This is a genomic window from Candidatus Chlorobium masyuteum, assembly GCF_011601315.1.
In the GTDB taxonomy this organism is placed as follows: Bacteria; Bacteroidota; Chlorobiia; order Chlorobiales; family Chlorobiaceae; genus Chlorobium; species Chlorobium masyuteum.
Genome location: NZ_JAAORA010000002.1, coordinates 401,014 through 418,777, shown reverse-complemented (window position 1 = coordinate 418,777; position 17,764 = coordinate 401,014). Strand labels below are relative to the sequence as shown.

General features: G+C 50.4%; 13 protein-coding genes. 5 read left to right on the top strand and 8 right to left on the bottom strand.

Annotation, left to right across the window (positions count from 1 at the left end; translation table 11 throughout):
- Positions 1–196: 196 nt before the first annotated feature.
- Positions 197–1,276 (top strand): LPS export ABC transporter permease LptG, encoded by a 1,080-nt coding sequence (gene lptG, locus G9409_RS05535; RefSeq protein WP_166807811.1) that lies wholly within the window; start codon positions 197–199, stop codon positions 1,274–1,276.
- Positions 1,277–1,281: 5 nt separating this feature from the next.
- Complete coding sequence (locus G9409_RS05530) at positions 1,282–2,103, top strand: SAM hydrolase/SAM-dependent halogenase family protein (RefSeq protein ID WP_166807810.1); 822 nt, start codon at positions 1,282–1,284, stop codon at positions 2,101–2,103.
- A gap of 91 nt (positions 2,104–2,194) precedes the next feature.
- On the opposite strand, the gene G9409_RS05525 is transcribed toward G9409_RS05530, so the two are convergent.
- The gene (locus G9409_RS05525) at positions 2,195–2,908 is read right to left on the bottom strand and encodes an RES family NAD+ phosphorylase (protein WP_166807809.1); all 714 of its coding nucleotides are present in this window, start codon (positions 2,906–2,908) and stop codon (positions 2,195–2,197) included.
- 80 nt (positions 2,909–2,988) lie between these two features.
- Positions 2,989–3,384 carry an MbcA/ParS/Xre antitoxin family protein gene (locus tag G9409_RS05520; RefSeq protein ID WP_166807808.1) on the bottom strand — a complete coding sequence of 132 codons (396 nt, stop codon included), beginning with the start codon at positions 3,382–3,384 and terminating at the stop codon, positions 2,989–2,991.
- A 166-nt stretch (positions 3,385–3,550) separates the two neighbouring features.
- Between G9409_RS05520 and G9409_RS05515 the strand changes: the two genes are divergently transcribed.
- Together G9409_RS05515 and G9409_RS05510 are read left to right on the top strand one after the other, a co-directional pair.
- Positions 3,551–3,796 (top strand): DUF2442 domain-containing protein, encoded by a 246-nt coding sequence (locus tag G9409_RS05515; protein ID WP_166807807.1) that lies wholly within the window; start codon positions 3,551–3,553, stop codon positions 3,794–3,796.
- Between the two features lie 158 nt (positions 3,797–3,954).
- Entirely contained in the window at positions 3,955–4,143 is a 189-nt protein-coding gene (locus G9409_RS05510; RefSeq protein ID WP_166807806.1) for a hypothetical protein, read from the top strand.
- 129 nt (positions 4,144–4,272) lie between these two features.
- On the opposite strand, the gene G9409_RS05505 is transcribed toward G9409_RS05510, so the two are convergent.
- From G9409_RS05505 to G9409_RS05495, 3 genes are all read right to left on the bottom strand, one after another.
- A complete protein-coding gene (locus G9409_RS05505; protein ID WP_166807805.1) occupies positions 4,273–4,923 on the bottom strand; it encodes an HAD family acid phosphatase in 651 nt (216 codons plus the stop codon).
- 143 nt (positions 4,924–5,066) lie between these two features.
- A complete protein-coding gene (locus G9409_RS05500) occupies positions 5,067–5,576 on the bottom strand; it encodes a DinB family protein (protein WP_166807804.1) in 510 nt (169 codons plus the stop codon).
- 383 nt (positions 5,577–5,959) lie between these two features.
- On the bottom strand, positions 5,960–11,227 hold the full coding sequence (locus tag G9409_RS05495; RefSeq protein ID WP_166807803.1) for an AAA domain-containing protein: 5,268 nt from the start codon (positions 11,225–11,227) through the stop codon (positions 5,960–5,962).
- 444 nt (positions 11,228–11,671) lie between these two features.
- Between G9409_RS05495 and G9409_RS05490 the strand changes: the two genes are divergently transcribed.
- Positions 11,672–12,412: a hypothetical protein gene (locus G9409_RS05490; RefSeq protein ID WP_235923238.1), complete on the top strand. Its 741-nt coding sequence runs from the start codon at positions 11,672–11,674 to the stop codon at positions 12,410–12,412.
- 190 nt (positions 12,413–12,602) lie between these two features.
- On the opposite strand, the gene G9409_RS05485 is transcribed toward G9409_RS05490, so the two are convergent.
- The 3 genes from G9409_RS05485 to G9409_RS05475 form a co-directional block, all read right to left on the bottom strand.
- On the bottom strand, positions 12,603–13,568 hold the full coding sequence (locus G9409_RS05485; protein WP_166807801.1) for a transposase: 966 nt from the start codon (positions 13,566–13,568) through the stop codon (positions 12,603–12,605).
- 202 nt (positions 13,569–13,770) lie between these two features.
- Positions 13,771–14,670 (bottom strand): sigma-70 family RNA polymerase sigma factor, encoded by a 900-nt coding sequence (locus tag G9409_RS05480; RefSeq protein ID WP_006365336.1) that lies wholly within the window; start codon positions 14,668–14,670, stop codon positions 13,771–13,773.
- A gap of 183 nt (positions 14,671–14,853) precedes the next feature.
- Positions 14,854–17,565 (bottom strand): valine--tRNA ligase, encoded by a 2,712-nt coding sequence (locus tag G9409_RS05475; protein WP_166807800.1) that lies wholly within the window; start codon positions 17,563–17,565, stop codon positions 14,854–14,856.
- Positions 17,566–17,764 lie beyond the last annotated feature (199 nt).

Here is a 17,764-nt window from a genome sequence, read left to right as displayed (position 1 = left end):
ACGATTTATAGCGATACAGAGGCAGAGTTAGTTCATTTTCGATATAAGGGCGCCTCTATGTATTGTCATGAGAAGCCCGAGGACAAGGCGGATGGAGCACAGAAACCGGAGTGAACACGCAGTACATGAGGATTTCGAGCACCACCCAACGCAGTAATCGGGTTTCGGAATAAATAAATAGAGGTGCCCATAACGCATGAAAATTCTTGACCGCTACATATTCAGGCAGTTTGCAAAGGCGTTTATCTTTACCTCCACCACCTTTGTCTTCCTGTTCATCCTTATCACCATGGTCGAACACCTTGATGATATGATGGGCAGGAATCTCTCCATTTTTCAGATTATCGGCTACTACCTGCTCTCCATTCCCTCCACCGTTCTGGTAACCGCTCCGGTCAGCTCGCTGCTTGCTTCCATTCTGGTGGCAGGCCGCCTCTCGGCTTCAAGCGAACTCTCGGCAATCCGTTCTGCCGGTGTCAGTATGCGCCAGCTTCTCTACCCCTTTCTTGCCGGGGCTTCGTTCATCGCCGCCGTGAACCTGGTCAATTCCTGCTGGATAGCCCCTTCAGCATTTGCCGGTATAGCCCGCTTTGAACGGGAGCATCTCTCCAAAGAGCCCGGAAAGCTCCCTGAAAACCGGAACATGCACCTGATCGAGCAGGGGAACCGGATTGTCTCGATCGGAAGTATGGGGAGTGATGAATCAACGGCCAAAGCCGTCTCAATAGAGGAGTTCAGCGGCGCACACCTCATCTCACGAATCGATGCCGCATCCATGAGCTACAACCCGAAGAGCCGGGAGTGGATGCTTGAGAATGCTGCAATCCGCTCGTTCACCGGCGGAAGCGAGCAGTACAGCTTCACCGGCCGCAAACCGGTCAAACTCTCCATCTCACCCCGCTCACTGCTTGAGTTCAACCTGCAGCCGGATGAGATGAACGTCAGCCGCCACTACCGCTACCTCACGGAAAAACGGCAGGCAGGTATTTCCGGTCTGGATCGCTCAGCTGTCAAGTTCTACACCAAGCTCTCCCTCCCCTTCGCCTCACTCATCGTCATGCTGATCGGCGTACCGCTCTCGGCCAAGAAAAAAAGGGGCGGACTGGCCTCTGAAATCACCATTGCCCTCTTCTTCGGCTTTCTCTTTATCGGATTGCAGAAAACCGTCGCAATTGCCGGATACCAGGGCGCCATGAATCCCGCACTTGCTGCATGGCTGCCGAACATCATCTTTCTCATTGTCGGATACCTCATCTATAAAACCGCAATCGATTGAGCCGTATGCCTGTACCCGCCCATCCTGTTATCGTGCTGATGACCGATTTCGGCATCACGGACAGCTATGTCGGCCAGATGAAGGGGGTCATCCTCTCCATCGCTCCCGAAGCGAGGATCATCGACCTGACGCACGCCATTACACCCCAGAACATCGCTCACGGTGCCTTCATCCTCACAAAATCAGCCGATTTTTTCCCCGAAGGCTCCATATTTATCTCGGTGGTTGACCCCGGTGTCGGCACCTCACGAAACGCGATTGCGGTCCGTACAGAGCGGGCACTCTTTCTTGCACCCGATAACGGTCTGCTCACCTCAATTCTGCAGACCAGAAGCGTAACTGAGGCTGTTACCATCACCGATAGCCGCTACCTGCTTCCGGTTCGCAGCTCAACCTTTCACGGCAGGGATGTTTTTTCTCCCGCCGCAGCGCACCTTGCATCCGGCGTTCCGATACAGAATCTGGGCAAATCTATCGATCCGGCAACGTGCACAAGAATCCCGATGCCGGAGTGCCATACCCTCGATAACGGCAAAACATGGGAGGGAAGCATCATCTACACCGACCACTTCGGCAATCTGGTCACCTCACTTGACGCCCGACTCCTTGACCGGTCGAAAAAGTGGCATGTTCATGCAGGCAAACACCGCCATCCGGTCTCCCGCACCTACGGCGATGCCGCCGACCAGAAGCCGCTCGCCTACACCGGCAGCTTCGGAACCATTGAAATCGCCGTAAGAAACGGCAACGCCCGCGAAACCCTGGGGCTAAAGGATGGAGACCCGGTCAGAGCCGAAAGCACTCCGGTAGCTCCAGAAAAACCATAAGCTCTCAACAACTATTGACTATGCGGCACCGCTATAAATCGTAGTGAGTGGCTTGATGTTCAAGCCCCGGAGGGGCGAAACATTGGTAGCACTAAAGCTGATTGCGGTCAATCTCCATCCACGCAACTCCGGGATTCTTCTCTACCGTGATAACTTTCCCGTCCAGACGATAGGTCAGATTGCTGTGATGGCGAGGGTTGGAGAGAACTCCGGGATTCAGAATCGCATAGTTCAATCCCCGCTTGTGCCGGGCAGAGAGGGTAAGCAGACCGGGATGGCCTTCACGATGGATGCGTGCCCCGACAGCATGCGTAAAGCTGTAGTCGGAGATATGCAACAGATCAGGATACTCCTGAACAACCTGACGAAAGTCAAGCAGCAGCGCATCGCATGCCACGCTGTAGAGTTTGCGCTCTATGACGACAGCTTCATTTTCAAATCTCGCATCGCAGAGCAGCCCCCGAAACCAGTGACAGGCTGATTCATAAACGGTGGTTTCAACCCTGTCGCTGCCAGACCAGACACCAAATGAGCCGTCAGAAAAACGGCTTGCCTGCCAGTTTTTAAAAGGCCAGGCTATCGCGTTGAACCATACCGCATCTTCAAAGGGGCGGTGGATTTCCGGCAGATTTGACCGGCAGGGGTGAGGCTTGGCATCCAGCTCAACCTGCTGCGCCATTTGCCACTCCTCCGGAGTGTCGCTCAAATCATCAAACAGATCCTCCGACTCCCTGAGCGAAACCACATTACGGATCAGATCCCGATGTGTATCGGCTAAAGTAAGCTTTGAAAAGAGTGTATCCATCACCGGGTATCGCTATGTATTGTCGTGAGCGCTTTGATGTTCAAGCCCCGGAGGGGCGAAATATTGGTAGGCCCGTCACGTCAAATCCCTCTCGCCCTGTCCAGATAAGCTCTAACCATCAAAAGACCGGCAAACCCCCACTCCCTGATCACCTCAACCGGGGTAAGGTTATCAAAGGCCCTGTTGCGTGTGCTGATCCAGTGGTAGGCAAGATCACGGTTTTTCGGAAAGAGGAGACGAAGGTTTTTATGGATTGCAAGCAGATGGCCAACCCGCTCATACTGGTCACGGCTGGTGCCTATCGGCTCCCCCTTGCGGTAACGGGCCAGCGCTGCACGGTTGGAAGAAGCAAGCCCCAGAAGCACAACCTGCTCCTCCGTACTCAGCTTCCAGTGGTCAAACAGCGTCATCACCATTTTGGCCAAAGCCCCCCGGTCTGCCGATCCGCTAACCTGTCGCTCAGTTGCACTGCCCATTGCTATCCCCCATCTTTGAATTGCTCCATTTGATGAAACATAGCCAATTGTTACTATTAATACAATTTCTGTTTTTTTTATACCCAAAGAATTATACGTATCATGAACAGATTACTACAGGCGATTGCAGGTGAAGCTGTTTTCAGGATTGAACCGTAAAACACAGATGGATACGATCATAAAGGCAGTTCCCTTGAATAACTACAAGGTCGATATTGTTACCAGTAGCGGTATTTCCGGAATTTTTAATGTAAAGCCCTGCATGGGTGGCAGTGCTTTTAAAGAACTTGAGGATGAATCGTATTTTCGCCTCGTCAGGCCTGCTCACCATGGTATTATGTGGCCTCACGAACAGGATTTCAGCGCCGATACGATTGTATGGGATATTCAGCATGCTCAATCATGCTCATAAACATATAGACAGATGGGCACCTCTATTAATTGTCGTGAGCGGTTTGAGTGCGAGGCGGACGGAGCGCAGAAACCGGAATGTACACGGAGTACATGAGGATTTTGAGCACCGCCCAACAAAGCAATCGAATCGCGGAACAAATTAATAGAGGTGCCCAGATGAAAAAGGAAAAGGAGATAAAACTTGAAGCTACAGGCTGGAAAATCGGGGGCATTGCTGAATTCCTGGCACTCAGCCCGGAGGAAGCCGAATACATAGAGAATAGAACTAATGATCGTCTCAAGGGTTCCGGGAACGCGGCTGATGATGAATGTTCAGGGGAAAGTATGCCAGAGGGTATGAATTGACTTTTTTTAAGACTTACCGATTATAGTCGGAAATTAGCAATCACCCAGGCAACGGTATTAAACAACTTCCTTTCCCTGAGCCGCGCCAGTATCCACTTCGTGATGAAGATTACTGCCCGTAAACCCTTTTCAGTTCTCCGAATCGATGAGCACATCCTCCCCCATCTTTCCGACACGTTCGTATGAGGTCTTGTTGGGTGAAAGAGGCGAACGGAGTACACGGACGGGGCGGGCTTTGGCTCCGATGGCGGCATCCATGTCCGAATCGGCATCACCGTAATAGATCGTCACCTGTTTGGCCGATATGAATGCTGTTTTCGGCTTATCGCAGGTAAACACAACATCCGGTTTTGCTATACGGAAGCTCTGCATCAGAATCCTTGGCACAATGGAAACCTTCGAACTGTCGCGGGCTGTGATGAAGACGATTTTATCTCCTCTTCTGGAGTGCATGGCAATCAACTCGTAGCCGGATCTTTTGGGAAGGCTGAAGTTGTCGAACTGACCGTTCATGTCGCTCCAGAACAGCGGGGAGGTCAACGGACTCGCTCCGTATTTGTTGTTACCATTTGGCCCGTCCTTGTTGGTCATGCCGTAGTAAAAGCCGGGGCTGGAAAAAAGAACGGTGTCGTCAATGTCGAATCCTGCAACGACCGGAGTTGCGGGAAGGGATGCCTGAATCTCGGCAACGGTCACATATTTGATTGATTCCTTGCTCGTGCAAGCCGTTCCGGCAGTGAGGAAGAGCAGGATAAACGCTGCTCTGAAGTGTCTGGTCATGATGTGCATCTCCATGTTTTAGCCGCCCCGCTGTTCCTGAAGGGGAGAGATATGAGAGCCGTTCTTTTCTACTGCTATTTATCGATTCTACGCCGGTTTTACAAGATCAACAAAATCGTTGCCAGCGGTTTTTATCGGAGAGTTCAGGGCCAGGAGGGGGAAGGTTTTCGGGCCCACACCCAGGCGATGAAGTCGGTCATGGGCGGATCGATACCGAGTTCACGAAGGCGGGAGTTAACCTGACCGCGGTGATATGAGCTGTGGGCGGTTACCTGCATGAGGGTTTGACCGAGCGTCGGGTTGGCAACCTCGAACCCAAGCGAGCGGCTTATCATGCCTGCCCATGGCAGTAGCATGATCCGGTCGAGATCATCCTGCGAAAGTGTATTTTGGAACTCCTGAATCTCCCTATGCAGTGACTTGGCAAATGCTGACAATTCGGACACATTCATCGCGTCGGTTGAATGCGGGTTGACGGGCTGATTCTTCCAGACATCAAAAAAGGCCTTCTGAACCAGATGAATATGCCGGAGCTTCTTCAATAACACCTCATCCCCTTCCGCCTGCACATTCCCCAGAATCGCCGAAAAAACCACACCATCCGCCCACTCCATTTGCTGGATAAGTTCCCCGATGATTGCCGTTGCTTCCATGATGAACTCCCATGATATTTAAAACAACATTAGGTGCATCAGCTATTCGAGGAAAGGGCAGACTGAACAACCGATGCTACTGACTCTCGGTTAATACCACGATCCATGCAATACCTTGATTCAAGCCATGCAACAAGGCTTTTGGCTCCTTTGCTTGCATTACATCCAATGCAGCATAAGGCTATGTTCTCTCGTGTGATGATGCGTTCATCGTTTATGATATGCTCCCATGACGGTCTTTTTCGACGAATCACGCTTTCCTCTGAGAACTTTAATCCGCAATAGACACAATAACGGTCACGCGCAATGACCTCTTGTTCCAACCATTCAGGGATGTTCCATCGGTTCATAGCACTATAATTCAAATGATAGATGGGGATACCTTACACATACGGATATTCTTTATCTAAAATATCCAACAGTGCAGTACCAACCTGAGTTGTCAGTCTACGAAGATCGAAATACTCCAAAATCGCGCGTAGATGCTCATCAGAACCTTGCTTCAATCCATCAATTGATACCAATTTTTTTGCCACAGTTAGAAGCTCACTGGGAGGAATCTCAGAAAAATCCCTAGGGCCTCTGCTGCGAACCACAACTGCCACGGTGCCCTTTGGGCGGACAATAGTGTACATCAAGCCTCCCTTTCCAAGCTCATCCTCCTTTATAACACATCCATCATTGATAAGAAATTGTAACGCTTTGTTCATTGTTTTACGGAGCTCTCCTCCCATGCGATGTATTCCACAACTACGTAAATAAATGTCATAGGCTCGTTTTGCGAATATGGGGGCTTCAATTTCGATAATTCGTAGCAGTTCTTCCGCTATCCTTGCTATACTGACCTGCACGCTACGAGGATCTACGCTTATTATCCCTTGGAACTCAACATAGATTAACCGACCAACCTTCTCATCTGACGGCATCCTTCCATAATGAAGCTGATCCTGTTGTGTCCCAGCATCTTCAGGAAAAAGAATGATTTCTTCTTCATCCTCCTTATCAACAGCTATATCAAGATGATCTGCAGATAGAATTTCGATACCAAACTCATCACACTCTTCATGAAATTCTATCGCTTTGAGTGGCTCATCCAATGTGATAGCCTTGCATGCGCTATCACTTAATACTCTCGGTTCGTTATCCACTACATTTATCAAAGCCATGCCCTTCTCTGCTGCACTGAATTCAATCGGCGCTGGCGGTGCTGAAGCAGAAGAATCCACTCCGCCGGGATAGATACCTAACCTATCAAGCTCATTCCAAACTGGCAGCATAGCAGATTCCGCTTCCCTATAAAAATCACCACCACGAATACGAACAAACTGCCAACCTGCCCGCTCAAGGTCACGCTGTCGCGCCATATCGTGTTCATAGCGATCGGGGCCATGCCAATGATCACCATCACATTCAACTGCAAGCCTACCCTGCATTCCTTCAACCACCATATCAATCCTGTAACGATGGTTTACCGGATCACCAATACAAACCTGAGATCTGACAAAGAATCCACGATCACTGATACGCTGATATACGGCTCTCTCAAATTCAGAATCAAATATTTGTTCGTCTTCAACGGAAGATTCCCTCTTTGGCTCCAGCATGTATTTCAGTAAGCGATAACGCATACAAAGATCACTGAGTACATCTAACTTTGCCGTATGGAATAGCCACAACTGATCCTGTGCACGGCTGACAGCTACATTAAAGCGTTGACGGGCTGAATCTCCCGTCAGGGCAGCGATGCGTGTTTCTCCTGGAGCTGCCACCATGCTCAGAAAAATAATATGTCTTTCGTCGCCCTGAAACGCATAGGCGTCGCCACAGATCAACTGCCGATCCTCTATAATTTCAGGATCCAGCTGTTCCAGTAGCTTTTTTTCTATCAGTTTTGCTTGCGCTTCTCCCTGCAAACTTATGACGCCCATGGTTTTTCCCTTGTAGCGATGATCAGCAATACAACCTGCAATCTGAGCAACAATCGCATCCGCTTCGGGAATATTCTGGGCGTACTGACTACTCCCTGTTCGATAGCCATCGAGAACATGCCTGAGCACCAATGGCTGCAAACGGTTTGCCTGATAAGATCTAAGTGGATCAAGAGGGGTGCCGTTGCTGGCATAACAAAGGTCATTAGAAAACTGGATAATCTCCGGCATGCAACGGAAATGCTCACGCAACACAACATTCTGGCTGAAGCGAATTTTGGCATTGCCATACAAGCTGCTTTGTGGAGACAATGCGTGTCGGTGTGGAATGCCTTCGAGGTAATGTTCCTGTAATCCTGCGACCGCTTCATCGGAAATACCTATACCGTAGGGGCTTATCTGCTGATCGTCACCGACCACTACAATTTTATTGGCGATATAAAAAAGAAAAAGGCTGTCAATACCGAGCTGACTGGCCTCATCAACAATAACAAGATCATATCGCCCCGGCGCTGGATCAATCATTTCCGCCACCAAATAACGGGGCATGACCCAAATAGGAATAGCATCGCGACAGGCATCCATATACTGGCGAGCCTCTTGGCGTAACCGCGCCAGCTTGGCCGACTTGCCAGTTCCCTTGCCCATTGCTTTAACTGCTTCACGCCAACTCTTCAGTGCTGCAGATTCCCGTGCCGAAAGGCGTTTAAAAAAATACGTCCAAGCACGAAGCGATGCTGTTTCTGCAACCAAACGACAAATCATTGCATCTATTTCATGACGTCGCTTCCACAAATTTTGCTGATATGAAAAGTCAGTACGCTTTTCCAACCAGTTATCTGCTACTGCCCAATGCCAAGCTTCTTCCCAAGCGCAAAAACGCTCATACCAGTAAGCTTCTTTGATGCGTCCAGACATCTCGAAAAGCAATTGCGAAACGTTGGCTTTAAGTCGGGTTTCAACATCGGCCCGACGTAACTGCACTGCACGTATTTCTTCAATTATGATCAGATCGGCATAACATCGGCTATACTCATTAATATTTCTCTGATCCAATGCTGAAACTATCTTCGCTACCAGCGAGTGCGCATCATGTAACCCGACGACACGATCCGCCGCAGTAGCACATCGATTCACTATATCACTTGCGACGTGATAGTTATCTTCTTTTTCAGCGACTTCAAGCAGCTCAATCCATTGTGCAATTTCTCCACTCAACCAATCAGGTTCAGGGACCGCAGGCGAGAAAGTTGACAAGGTTTTGCCGACTACAAGACAAGCGTCAGTATAAGCCACAAAGCGAGCAAGATCTGCTCGTTGTTCCTGCAAGTCAGCTAACATCAAGCGCCGATTTCCTCCCGGAATGGTTGCTCCAACAGCCGACCATATCGATACAAGTTCTTCTAACACAAGACTTAACGACAACTCATCACATACAGACTGTAACTGTTCTGGCGTTGTCGCTCCCACACCGTCTACCAATACCTCATCCTTGAGGTAAGTTTTGCCTTTCAATTCCGTAGGGGTGAACATACCCATACGCTTCCAAGTACCCCCTTCGTTCAAAAACGTAATGGCTGCTTGAGCATCGGTGCGTACTTTTCTGCGATCCTGATTTTTAGGCAGGCTGACAGCACTATTTCTAAGCCTAGCGATCAAGCCCTCTGCCTCGGTTATAAGCTCCTGACTGCTAATTAAGACTGTGTCCCATCGAGCATGTTTGCCTGCAATCAAATCGCGTAAGGCGTCCAATGACCAGTCTCGGGTTATGCGAGCAATGGCGAGACGTTGCTCTTCAAGCTTTCGCAGATTTTGACCAAGTGTGATGCGTTGTTCAGTTGCCAATGCATAAAGAACCCCGTATGCTCGATGTTGGCGGAAGACTTCCAATTGCAGTAAACCCTCTCTGGCAGCAGTTTCTTTAGCCACCGCCTTAGCAAAAACTTGTGGTTCAACCAGTTCAGCACTTGCAGGAAGTTTTAATTGGGCTTCGGCAATTTGTCCATCTGAATAACGGCTGTAAATAGCCAACAATTCCAACATCTCCTCACTGCTGGTCGGGGGCTGAGAAGGGGCATCATAAGGTAGCTTCAACCATTCATAAGCTATCCGTTTATCCGCCACTTTCGCGGCAATCGATGATGCTGTGCCGGTATAAGCACCATCTGCAATCTGATGCGGACAGGTTTCTTCTTCGCGCAAAGAACGAATTTCGTTATCGATTTCAGCGAGCTTTCGACGGTTAAGATCCAGTTCAGCGTCAATCTCAGCAATACGCGGTTCGTAAGCCCCCGGTGTATAAGATGCCTGCCGAGTGGTAATCCCCTGCACTGCCATATTTAGTTCAGCAAAGGCATCGCCACCTTGTCCAAGCAAACTAACACATAATGGCTGAATCTCTTTCGGCAGTTTTTCTTTGAGCACTTGTAAGGCTCGTCCGGTTTCCGCCGTGATCAATACCCGCTTGTCAGTAGCAAGCAGATGGCAAATCAAGTTAGCAATGGTATGACTTTTGCCAGTGCCAGGTGGGCCCTGCACTAACACGCCGCGCTGGCGATCAATCGCCTCGACAATGCGGCGCTGTTCCTTGTTGGCTGGAAGCGGAAAGTAGATTTCCTGCTGACCATGTTCGTCGCAGATTACTTGCTGAGCCTCACCATTATCGGTTCGGCCGTCACTAAGCTGATCGTCAAGATCATCGATCAGCCCCCCCCAGCCTTGCGGCACCTCGGCAGATTCATTGCTAAGCTGATCAATGATAGCATCATAAATACGCACCATGCCTGACTGGGTGCGCTTGCGTAGAATTAGAGCCGGAGCAAAACTTACCACTGGTTTTTTCGCTTCAGAGACATGCTTGCGCAAATCCGATGACCAAAGCGAATCCGCATTCAAAGCACCAGCCCAGTGTTTCAGAGCTGTCTGCATCAGTGCTTTATCCCAGATATCATCACCAATGTACTCAAGTTGTATTTGCACTTCCTGATATTGGCTCCGAACCGGTCGCAGTTCGGCCTCCAGCATGTCATCTTCAATGCGAAGGCGCGCTCCATCTCCCGGCGGTTCCAGCCGGATTACCCCTTTACTTGGCTCAAATACCAGTTCTGCACGCGCAATAACTAAATGACGCCTGATATGACCACCAACCGGCGCTTGCCAGTCGAGTAGGCCCAGACCCAGCACCAATTCTAGTAATTCCCCTTGTTTGCGTAACTGGGTGTGCAAAGCGAACAGTCGAGCGTACAAGTCCTGAATTTTCTGGCGACGCCGGTATTCATCTGACCATGCTTGCCAACGCGGTCGATAGCGGTCATAGGTCGTCTGCACCTCGGGAAATTCACTCAACACAGTCTCGATCAACTGTACCGATTCACCCTCTGCAATTTCCGTCTCTCCATCGGGTACTAGGATACTGGTTTTAAGTAAAGGAATCTGCTCACTGGCTTGATTCAGTGCTTTTTCATCAATCCAAAGCTGAATATTTTCCGGCACCTCCGGCATAGCATCGAATTGCTGCTTTTTCACCTCTAACCAAGGATCATCAAGTTCGCAGCCATCCACCCAAGCAGGGCTGAAGCAATCATTATCCTGCGGCATGTCACCAAACCACATCACAGTATCGTACTTGGTAACATCGCGCACGGTTGAAGTGCGTAAGCCAACAAATTCCTTGAGGTACTGCGCAAGACGCAGTGGTGCATCGGCAGTTTGGATATCAGGCATAATCACCTTTGACTCTGTTTCCCTGTGGATTTTTGAATTGCAACTCATAGTAGACACCGACTACGAATTAAATAAAATACTGTTAATCGATTAAAATAAGAGCGATTAAACCTTGCATTTCGTTGTATTCAACCTCGTATCAGGATGAGTTTAGAACTGTTGGTTACGAGGCGTCAACAGGGATTCATCTGTTGAAACGAGCAGTTCCCGATCTAAATGTGCATAACATTATATACCATCGCATCTTTTGTAATAGTACCGAAAATCTCAGCAAAAAAGAATGCATTGCTCCCTAACAAAACTTCACAATTACAGTTCAGCTATTGTTTTATGGGCACCATGTCAGGCGTTACAACAAACTGGCGATTTGAAGGCGGGAGAGAGTTTTGTAGATTTGGGGAGTTTTGTTTTTAACTCCTCATGCGGGCAAATCAGGGTTGGATTATGATGACAAAGGGCTTTATTCGGGCAAGGAGATTCTCGCTTTTTCTGCTGGTATCGATCCTCTTTTCTGCCGGTGCTGTAGCGCGGCCTTCGCTTTCTCAGGCGGATTTGCAGAAGAGGTATCAGAGTGCCGTGATTGATGCTGCAACCGCTGAGCCATCCGAGATTTCGAAAAACCTTGTGGCGATTGTCCCCTCAAATCCACAATTGATATGGAAGAACAAGGGCGATACCGAAAATGCACGCATACTCGTTGTCACCTGGACGAGCTATAATGGATACGACGACAAAATCGGTCAGCCTGTTCGGCTTTCAAGAGAGGTGTGGGTAACAACCGCGCCGGAGATCAAAAACTTCTGCAAAACCCTGAAGAAAGATCGATCACTACGCCTTGAGCAGCTTCTCGGGCTGCCGCCGAATGCAGGAAAAACCAAGTTTGTCGAGATGTGGGTCAGGCCAGGGGACCTCTTCAGACCGAGCGCAGATCCGGAGATCAGCGACAATGAAGCCGAAACACAGTTCCGGACAGCGAACAGGTTCGTAACGGTGAGCGCCGACTATATCAAGTGGTACACCGACCTGCAGCAGCAGTCCTACGGAGCAAACGGATATCCCTGGACCCGCCTCGGCTACACCTACGACTGGGGAAACAAACGCCGCCACGTCGGCCTCAGCGAATTCGTCATCATCCCCGGCTCCACCGTCGAAATCAACTCCATCTCCCCCACCCCCAACTACTAACCCGACCCACACACAGCGTCCCCCCACAACTCGGGGACGTTCATAACAGCTTCAACTAAAAAGCCACAAAGCATGACAATCACCTCACCACTCTCGGCCTGGGGCTGAACTCAATTACATCCGCCACTGAAACCCCCTACCTCCTCAACATCTCCAGTTTGGGGACGTTCATAACAGTTTCAACTTAAAATCAACCCCGCCGAACAATCATATTCACGGCTGCCGCAGATATCCCAAGCAGACGCGCCGCTCCTGCATAGCTCATCCCAAGCTCCCGCACATACTCCAAAGCAAGCTTTTTCCGCAACTCCGCACACTCCCGCATACGGCTCCCTCCCTGCAATGCCTGCACCTTGATACCCGACTCTTCACAAGCTCGCTGTAACCGTTCTTCGGCATCCACGTCTATGGAAACCGCCGGAAGTCGTTCTTTTACTGACTCTTCAGCATCATCAAGAATCTCACGAACAAAATCTCCGCTTCCCAAAATTCGCTCATCACTAAACTGCTTCTCCCCCCGCTTCCTAAGCGACTTAACCTCCGACCATCCACCTATCGATCGGATCAGCCCTCCCCCGGTCAACTCCGCTTGCTGTCCAAGCCCGCTCTCGGATGAAACAAACTCCAGGTACGCTTTCCGAGCTGATGATTCTCGCTCTCCGAAATACTCGAGTACATACGCTATATCCTGCCACTCATAACGGATCCTGCTCATCACTGCTGCATGACCGCTCCACCGATAACGCTCAAGCTCTTCAAAAGAGCCAACAAGTCCTGCTCGCAAAGGGTTGAGGTGAATGTAGCTGACCAGCTTGAGAAAGTAGGGCTCTTCTTCGCAGACAATCGATTTATACCTGTTCTGGAAAAGATGACCATGCCTCTTGTGCCTGCGGTTGTACCCTGTGGCATAACCGGTTAAAAGCTTGCGCATAAAGGTGGACAGACCCGCGTCTCCGCTTCTCATCAGTATATGCGCATGATTGGTCATCAGCGCCCATGCGTATATTTTAGTTTTGGTTGCGGCAGCAACTTTCCCCATCCGGGAAACAAAAAAGGCTCTATCTGCATCATCGGAAACAATACTGTTCCCTTCAATCCCACGCACCATAACATGATGTAGTGTGCCCGGTGCATCCAGTCTCGCTCCTCTCGGCATGGAAGTAATGATCAGGATTCATAAGATATGCAGTATCAAAATATTACTCTATAAATACAAAAGAAAATTATAAAGTATAGTTAGTTATGAACGTCCCCCTCGCTTTGAAAAGAACAAAAAAAAAGGCACCGGGGTTGATTCCGATGCCTTTTTGATAGACCGAGGGCAATGTGTGCCCTGAGTCAGATTCTTTGTTAGCTCCTCAGCTGCCGATATACTCTTTCAGTACCTTGCTGTATGCCGACTGGCGGAGTCTGCGGATCGCTTTCTCCTTGATCTGGCGGACGCGCTCGCGGGTGAGCTTGAACTTTTCGCCGATCTCTTCGAGCGTGAGCGGGTTATCCATGCCGATTCCGAAGTAGGAGCGGATGACATCAGCTTCGCGGGGCGCAAGCACCGAGAGCGAACGCTCGACCTCAAGGGTCAGTGAGTCGCGATTCAGGCCGTAGTCGGGCAGATGGCCGTCATTCTGGAGAACGTCAAGCAGACGGTTGTCGTCACCCTGAGCAAACGGGGCGTCAACCGAGACATGCCGTCCGGCAATTTTAAGGGTATCGGCCACATCCTGCGAATCCATATCGAGAAGGGTGGCAAGCTCGCGGGTGTTGGGGTCGCGCTCAAACTCCTGTTCGAGCTGGCTGTATGCCTTGCTGATCTTGTTCAGGGTACCGACCCTGTTGAGCGGAAGACGGACAATTCTTGACTGTTCGGCAAGTGCCTGCAGAATGGACTGGCGAATCCACCATACTGCATAGGAGATAAACTTGAAACCACGGGTTTCATCAAAGCGCTTTGCGGCCTTGATAAGACCGAGATTACCCTCGTTGATGAGGTCACCAAGGGTCAGCCCCTGGTTCTGGTACTGTTTGGCCACCGAAACAACAAATCGAAGGTTACCCTTGATGAGTTTGTCGAGTGCCCGTTTTGCCCTTTTATATTCCGTCGTATCAACCGGCATATCAAAGCCATCCTTGATTGCCTTTGTAAGCTTCACCTCGTCTTCAGCGGTCAATAAATCGTATTTTCCTATCTCCTGCAGGTAACGATCCAGAGAGAGACTCTCGCGATTCGTTATCTGTTTACTTATTTTAAGCTGCCTCATGTATCTCGTCTCCTTGCGAACTTCAACGATTTAAACCTGAACAGCCGGGTTACCAAAAGATAAAACCGGCAAAACTGCAAAATATCATTTACGATTGATTATTCTAAATAATCCTCGTTTTTCTTCTCTCGCCAAACAAGCTTACTCGAGGCTCTATTTATTGTCGTGAGTAAAAAAAATCCATCAATCACTGAGAACTTCCAGATTACTCTTCAGCTTCTCCAGATTATCCCCAGCATCCTTCAGCTTCTGCTGCTCCAACTCAACAACTTCTTTGGGCGCATGATCGGCAAAACCGGAATTCGAGAGCTTTTTGGTCAGCGCACCAACATAGTTTGAAACATTGGCAATCTCCTTCTGCAGACGCGCCCGCTCCTTTTCAAACGATATCAACCCCTCAAGCAGCACAAATAGTTCATTGCCCTCAACCACCGATCCTGCCGCATGCTTTGGCCGCTCAGCATTCCGAATGATCCCGGGCCTGCACTGGGCAAGCGAAGCAATGAGGTCCATCCCGGTCTCAAAGACCGCCCTGTCGGCATCACTGCCCGGCCTGAGCTGCACGACAGCCTCGACGTTGTGGGGCACACCGAAAAGTGAGCGAAGGCTCCTGATCTCGGAAACCACCTTCTGGATAAGCGTAAAGCTGCCGGTATCAATTCCGGCGAGCACCGTATCGGCAACCGGCATAGAGGACGAAGCCATGCTCTCCTCCGAAGTACGGGGAAGGATGTGGTGCCAGATTTCATCGGTAATGAAGGGCATCACCGGATGGAGCGCTTTGAGGGTTCCCTCAAGCACATGAACGGCAAGGCATACCGTCTCCTGTACCTCCCTATCCGTCAGCGCCCCTGAAAGCCTTACTTTCATGGCCTCAAGATACCAGCCGCAGTAGTCGTTCCAGAAAAAGTCATAGACATTGCGGACAATATCGTTAAGCCGGAACTGGGCAAAGGCGGTTTGATAGCGCTCAAGCATCGCGTGATAACTTGCAAGCAGCCACTCTCCTGCCAGATCGTTCTGGAGCGAGCGGGGGTCAAACTCCCGGTATACGGCGGCAAACGCTTCGGAATCAGCAAAATACTTCTCCCGCTGCATAAAGACCAGACGGGTGGCGTTCCAGATTTTGGTGGCGAAATTGCGGCCCAGCTCACACTTCTCCTCGCCGAAGAGCACATCCTGACCGAGGGGGGCAATATAGATAATGGTAAAACGGAGTGCATCGGTGCCGTAGGTATCGATCACCTTGAGCGGGTCCGGCGAGTTGCCGAGTGACTTAGAGAGCTTGCGCCCCTTCATGTCGCGGATAATGCTCGTAAAATAGACATCCCGGAAGGGGACCTCCCCTTTAAAGTAGAGTCCGGCCATAATCATTCTGGCAACCCAGAAGAAGATGATGTCGGGGCCGGTTACCAGCGTGTTGGTCGGATAAAATGCTCTGAGGTCGGCATTGTCACTGTGCAGATCGCTCCATCCGAGGGTCGTCAGCGGCCATAACCACGAAGAGAACCAGGTATCGAGCACATCATCATCCTGCACCAGCTTGTCGGTTCCTGCAAGGTGGCATGCCTCCTCGAAAGTCGCTGCAACCCATACACGTCCTTCAGTGTCATACCATGCAGGAATGCGGTGTCCCCACCAGAGCTGACGGGAGATGCACCAGTCGCGGATATTCTCCATCCAGTGGCGGTAGGTGTTGATCCAGTGCGGAGGATGGAAGCGGATCTCTCCGTCGTTGACCACCTGCAGAGCCTTTTCGGCAAGCGGCGCCATTTTGACAAACCACTGCTCGGAGAGGTAGGGTTCAACCACCACATCGGCACGTTCGGAGTAACCGACATTGTGTTCATACTCTTCGACGCGGACAAGGTTGCCGCTCTCTTCAAGATCCTTGAGAATTTTTTCACGTGCATCAAACCGGTCCATACCGCCGTAACCAAACGAATCGGTCATCCGGCCATCCTTGCCGACCACCGAGATTGCCGTCAGGTTATGGCGCTTGGCCACCTCGTAGTCATTGGCATCGTGGGCGGGGGTAATTTTAAGGGCACCGGTACCGAACTCGATATCCACATAGCTGTCGGCAATAATGGGGATATGCCTCCCCGCTACCGGCACAACCGCAAGCTCCCCGACGAGGTCCTTGTAGCGCGGATCCTCCGGGTTGACCGCAATGGCAACATCGGCAAGAATGGTCTCGGGTCTCACGGTTGCAATGGTGATGAAACGGCCGGGATGATTGACAAGCGCGTACTGCACGTAGACCAGCTTGTCACGACGGGGCTTCATAATCACCTCCTCGTCAGAGAGCGCTGTCTGCGAGACGGGGCACCAGTTGATGATCCGGGTTCCGCGATAGATCAGTCCGTCGCGATAAAGCGTAATAAAGGCGTTGATAACCGCCGTCGAAGCACTCTCGTCCATGGTGAAGAGGTTGCGCCGCCAGTCGCATGAAATGCCAAGCCGGCGAAGCTGGCGAAGAATAAGACCGCCATACTCATCCCTCCACTGCCAGACATGATCGAGAAACTCCTTTCGACCGAGATCGTGGCGGGTAACACCCTCTTTTTTCAGCTTTTTCTCCACCACCGTCTGCGTGGCTATACCGGCATGATCGGTACCTGGAAGCCAGAGCGCCTCCTTGCCGGTCATTCGGCTGTATCGGATAAAGATATCCTGCAGGGTATGATTCAGAACATGGCCGAGCGTCAGACTGCCGGTTACATTGGGCGGGGGCATCAGAACGCTGTAGGGCGTTTTTCCCTCATCCAGTACACGGGTGCTTTCGGCGTGAAAGGTGCCGAGTGCCTCCCAGTGTGAACTTCTCCACCGCTCTTCTACATCGTGATGGTTATAGGTTTTCTCAAGATTGAACAGGGTGGAGTTATCGCTCATGATAAAAAAATCGGTTACAACTGAATGCGTATAGCTGTTTAAAAAAATTCATTGCATTAATTTGGGCCTCTAATTTATTGTCGTGAGCGGTTTGAGTGCGAGGCGGACGGAGCAGAGAAACCGGAGTGTACACGAAGTACATGAGGATTTCGAGCACCGCCCAACAAAGCAATCAAATCGTGCAATAAATAAAGAGAGG

Excerpts from the sequence above, each read along its gene's own strand:
- G9409_RS05495 (WP_166807803.1), bottom strand. The coding sequence starts at position 11,227 with ATGCCTGATATCCAAACTGCCGATGCACCACTGCGTCTTGCGCAGTAC.
- G9409_RS05505 (WP_166807805.1), bottom strand. The coding sequence starts at position 4,923 with ATGACCAGACACTTCAGAGCAGCGTTTATCCTGCTCTTCCTCACTGCC.
- G9409_RS05475 (WP_166807800.1), bottom strand. The coding sequence starts at position 17,565 with ATGAGCGATAACTCCACCCTGTTCAATCTTGAGAAAACCTATAACCAT.
- G9409_RS05520 (WP_166807808.1), bottom strand. The coding sequence starts at position 3,384 with ATGGGCAGTGCAACTGAGCGACAGGTTAGCGGATCGGCAGACCGGGGG.
- G9409_RS05485 (WP_166807801.1), bottom strand. The coding sequence starts at position 13,568 with ATGCCGAGAGGAGCGAGACTGGATGCACCGGGCACACTACATCATGTT.
- G9409_RS05525 (WP_166807809.1), bottom strand. The coding sequence starts at position 2,908 with ATGGATACACTCTTTTCAAAGCTTACTTTAGCCGATACACATCGGGAT.
- G9409_RS05530 (WP_166807810.1), top strand. The coding sequence starts at position 1,282 with ATGCCTGTACCCGCCCATCCTGTTATCGTGCTGATGACCGATTTCGGC.
- lptG (WP_166807811.1), top strand. The coding sequence starts at position 197 with ATGAAAATTCTTGACCGCTACATATTCAGGCAGTTTGCAAAGGCGTTT.
- G9409_RS05515 (WP_166807807.1), top strand. The coding sequence starts at position 3,551 with ATGGATACGATCATAAAGGCAGTTCCCTTGAATAACTACAAGGTCGAT.
- G9409_RS05500 (WP_166807804.1), bottom strand. The coding sequence starts at position 5,576 with ATGGAAGCAACGGCAATCATCGGGGAACTTATCCAGCAAATGGAGTGG.
- G9409_RS05510 (WP_166807806.1), top strand. The coding sequence starts at position 3,955 with ATGAAAAAGGAAAAGGAGATAAAACTTGAAGCTACAGGCTGGAAAATC.
- G9409_RS05480 (WP_006365336.1), bottom strand. The coding sequence starts at position 14,670 with ATGAGGCAGCTTAAAATAAGTAAACAGATAACGAATCGCGAGAGTCTC.
- G9409_RS05490 (WP_235923238.1), top strand. The coding sequence starts at position 11,672 with ATGATGACAAAGGGCTTTATTCGGGCAAGGAGATTCTCGCTTTTTCTG.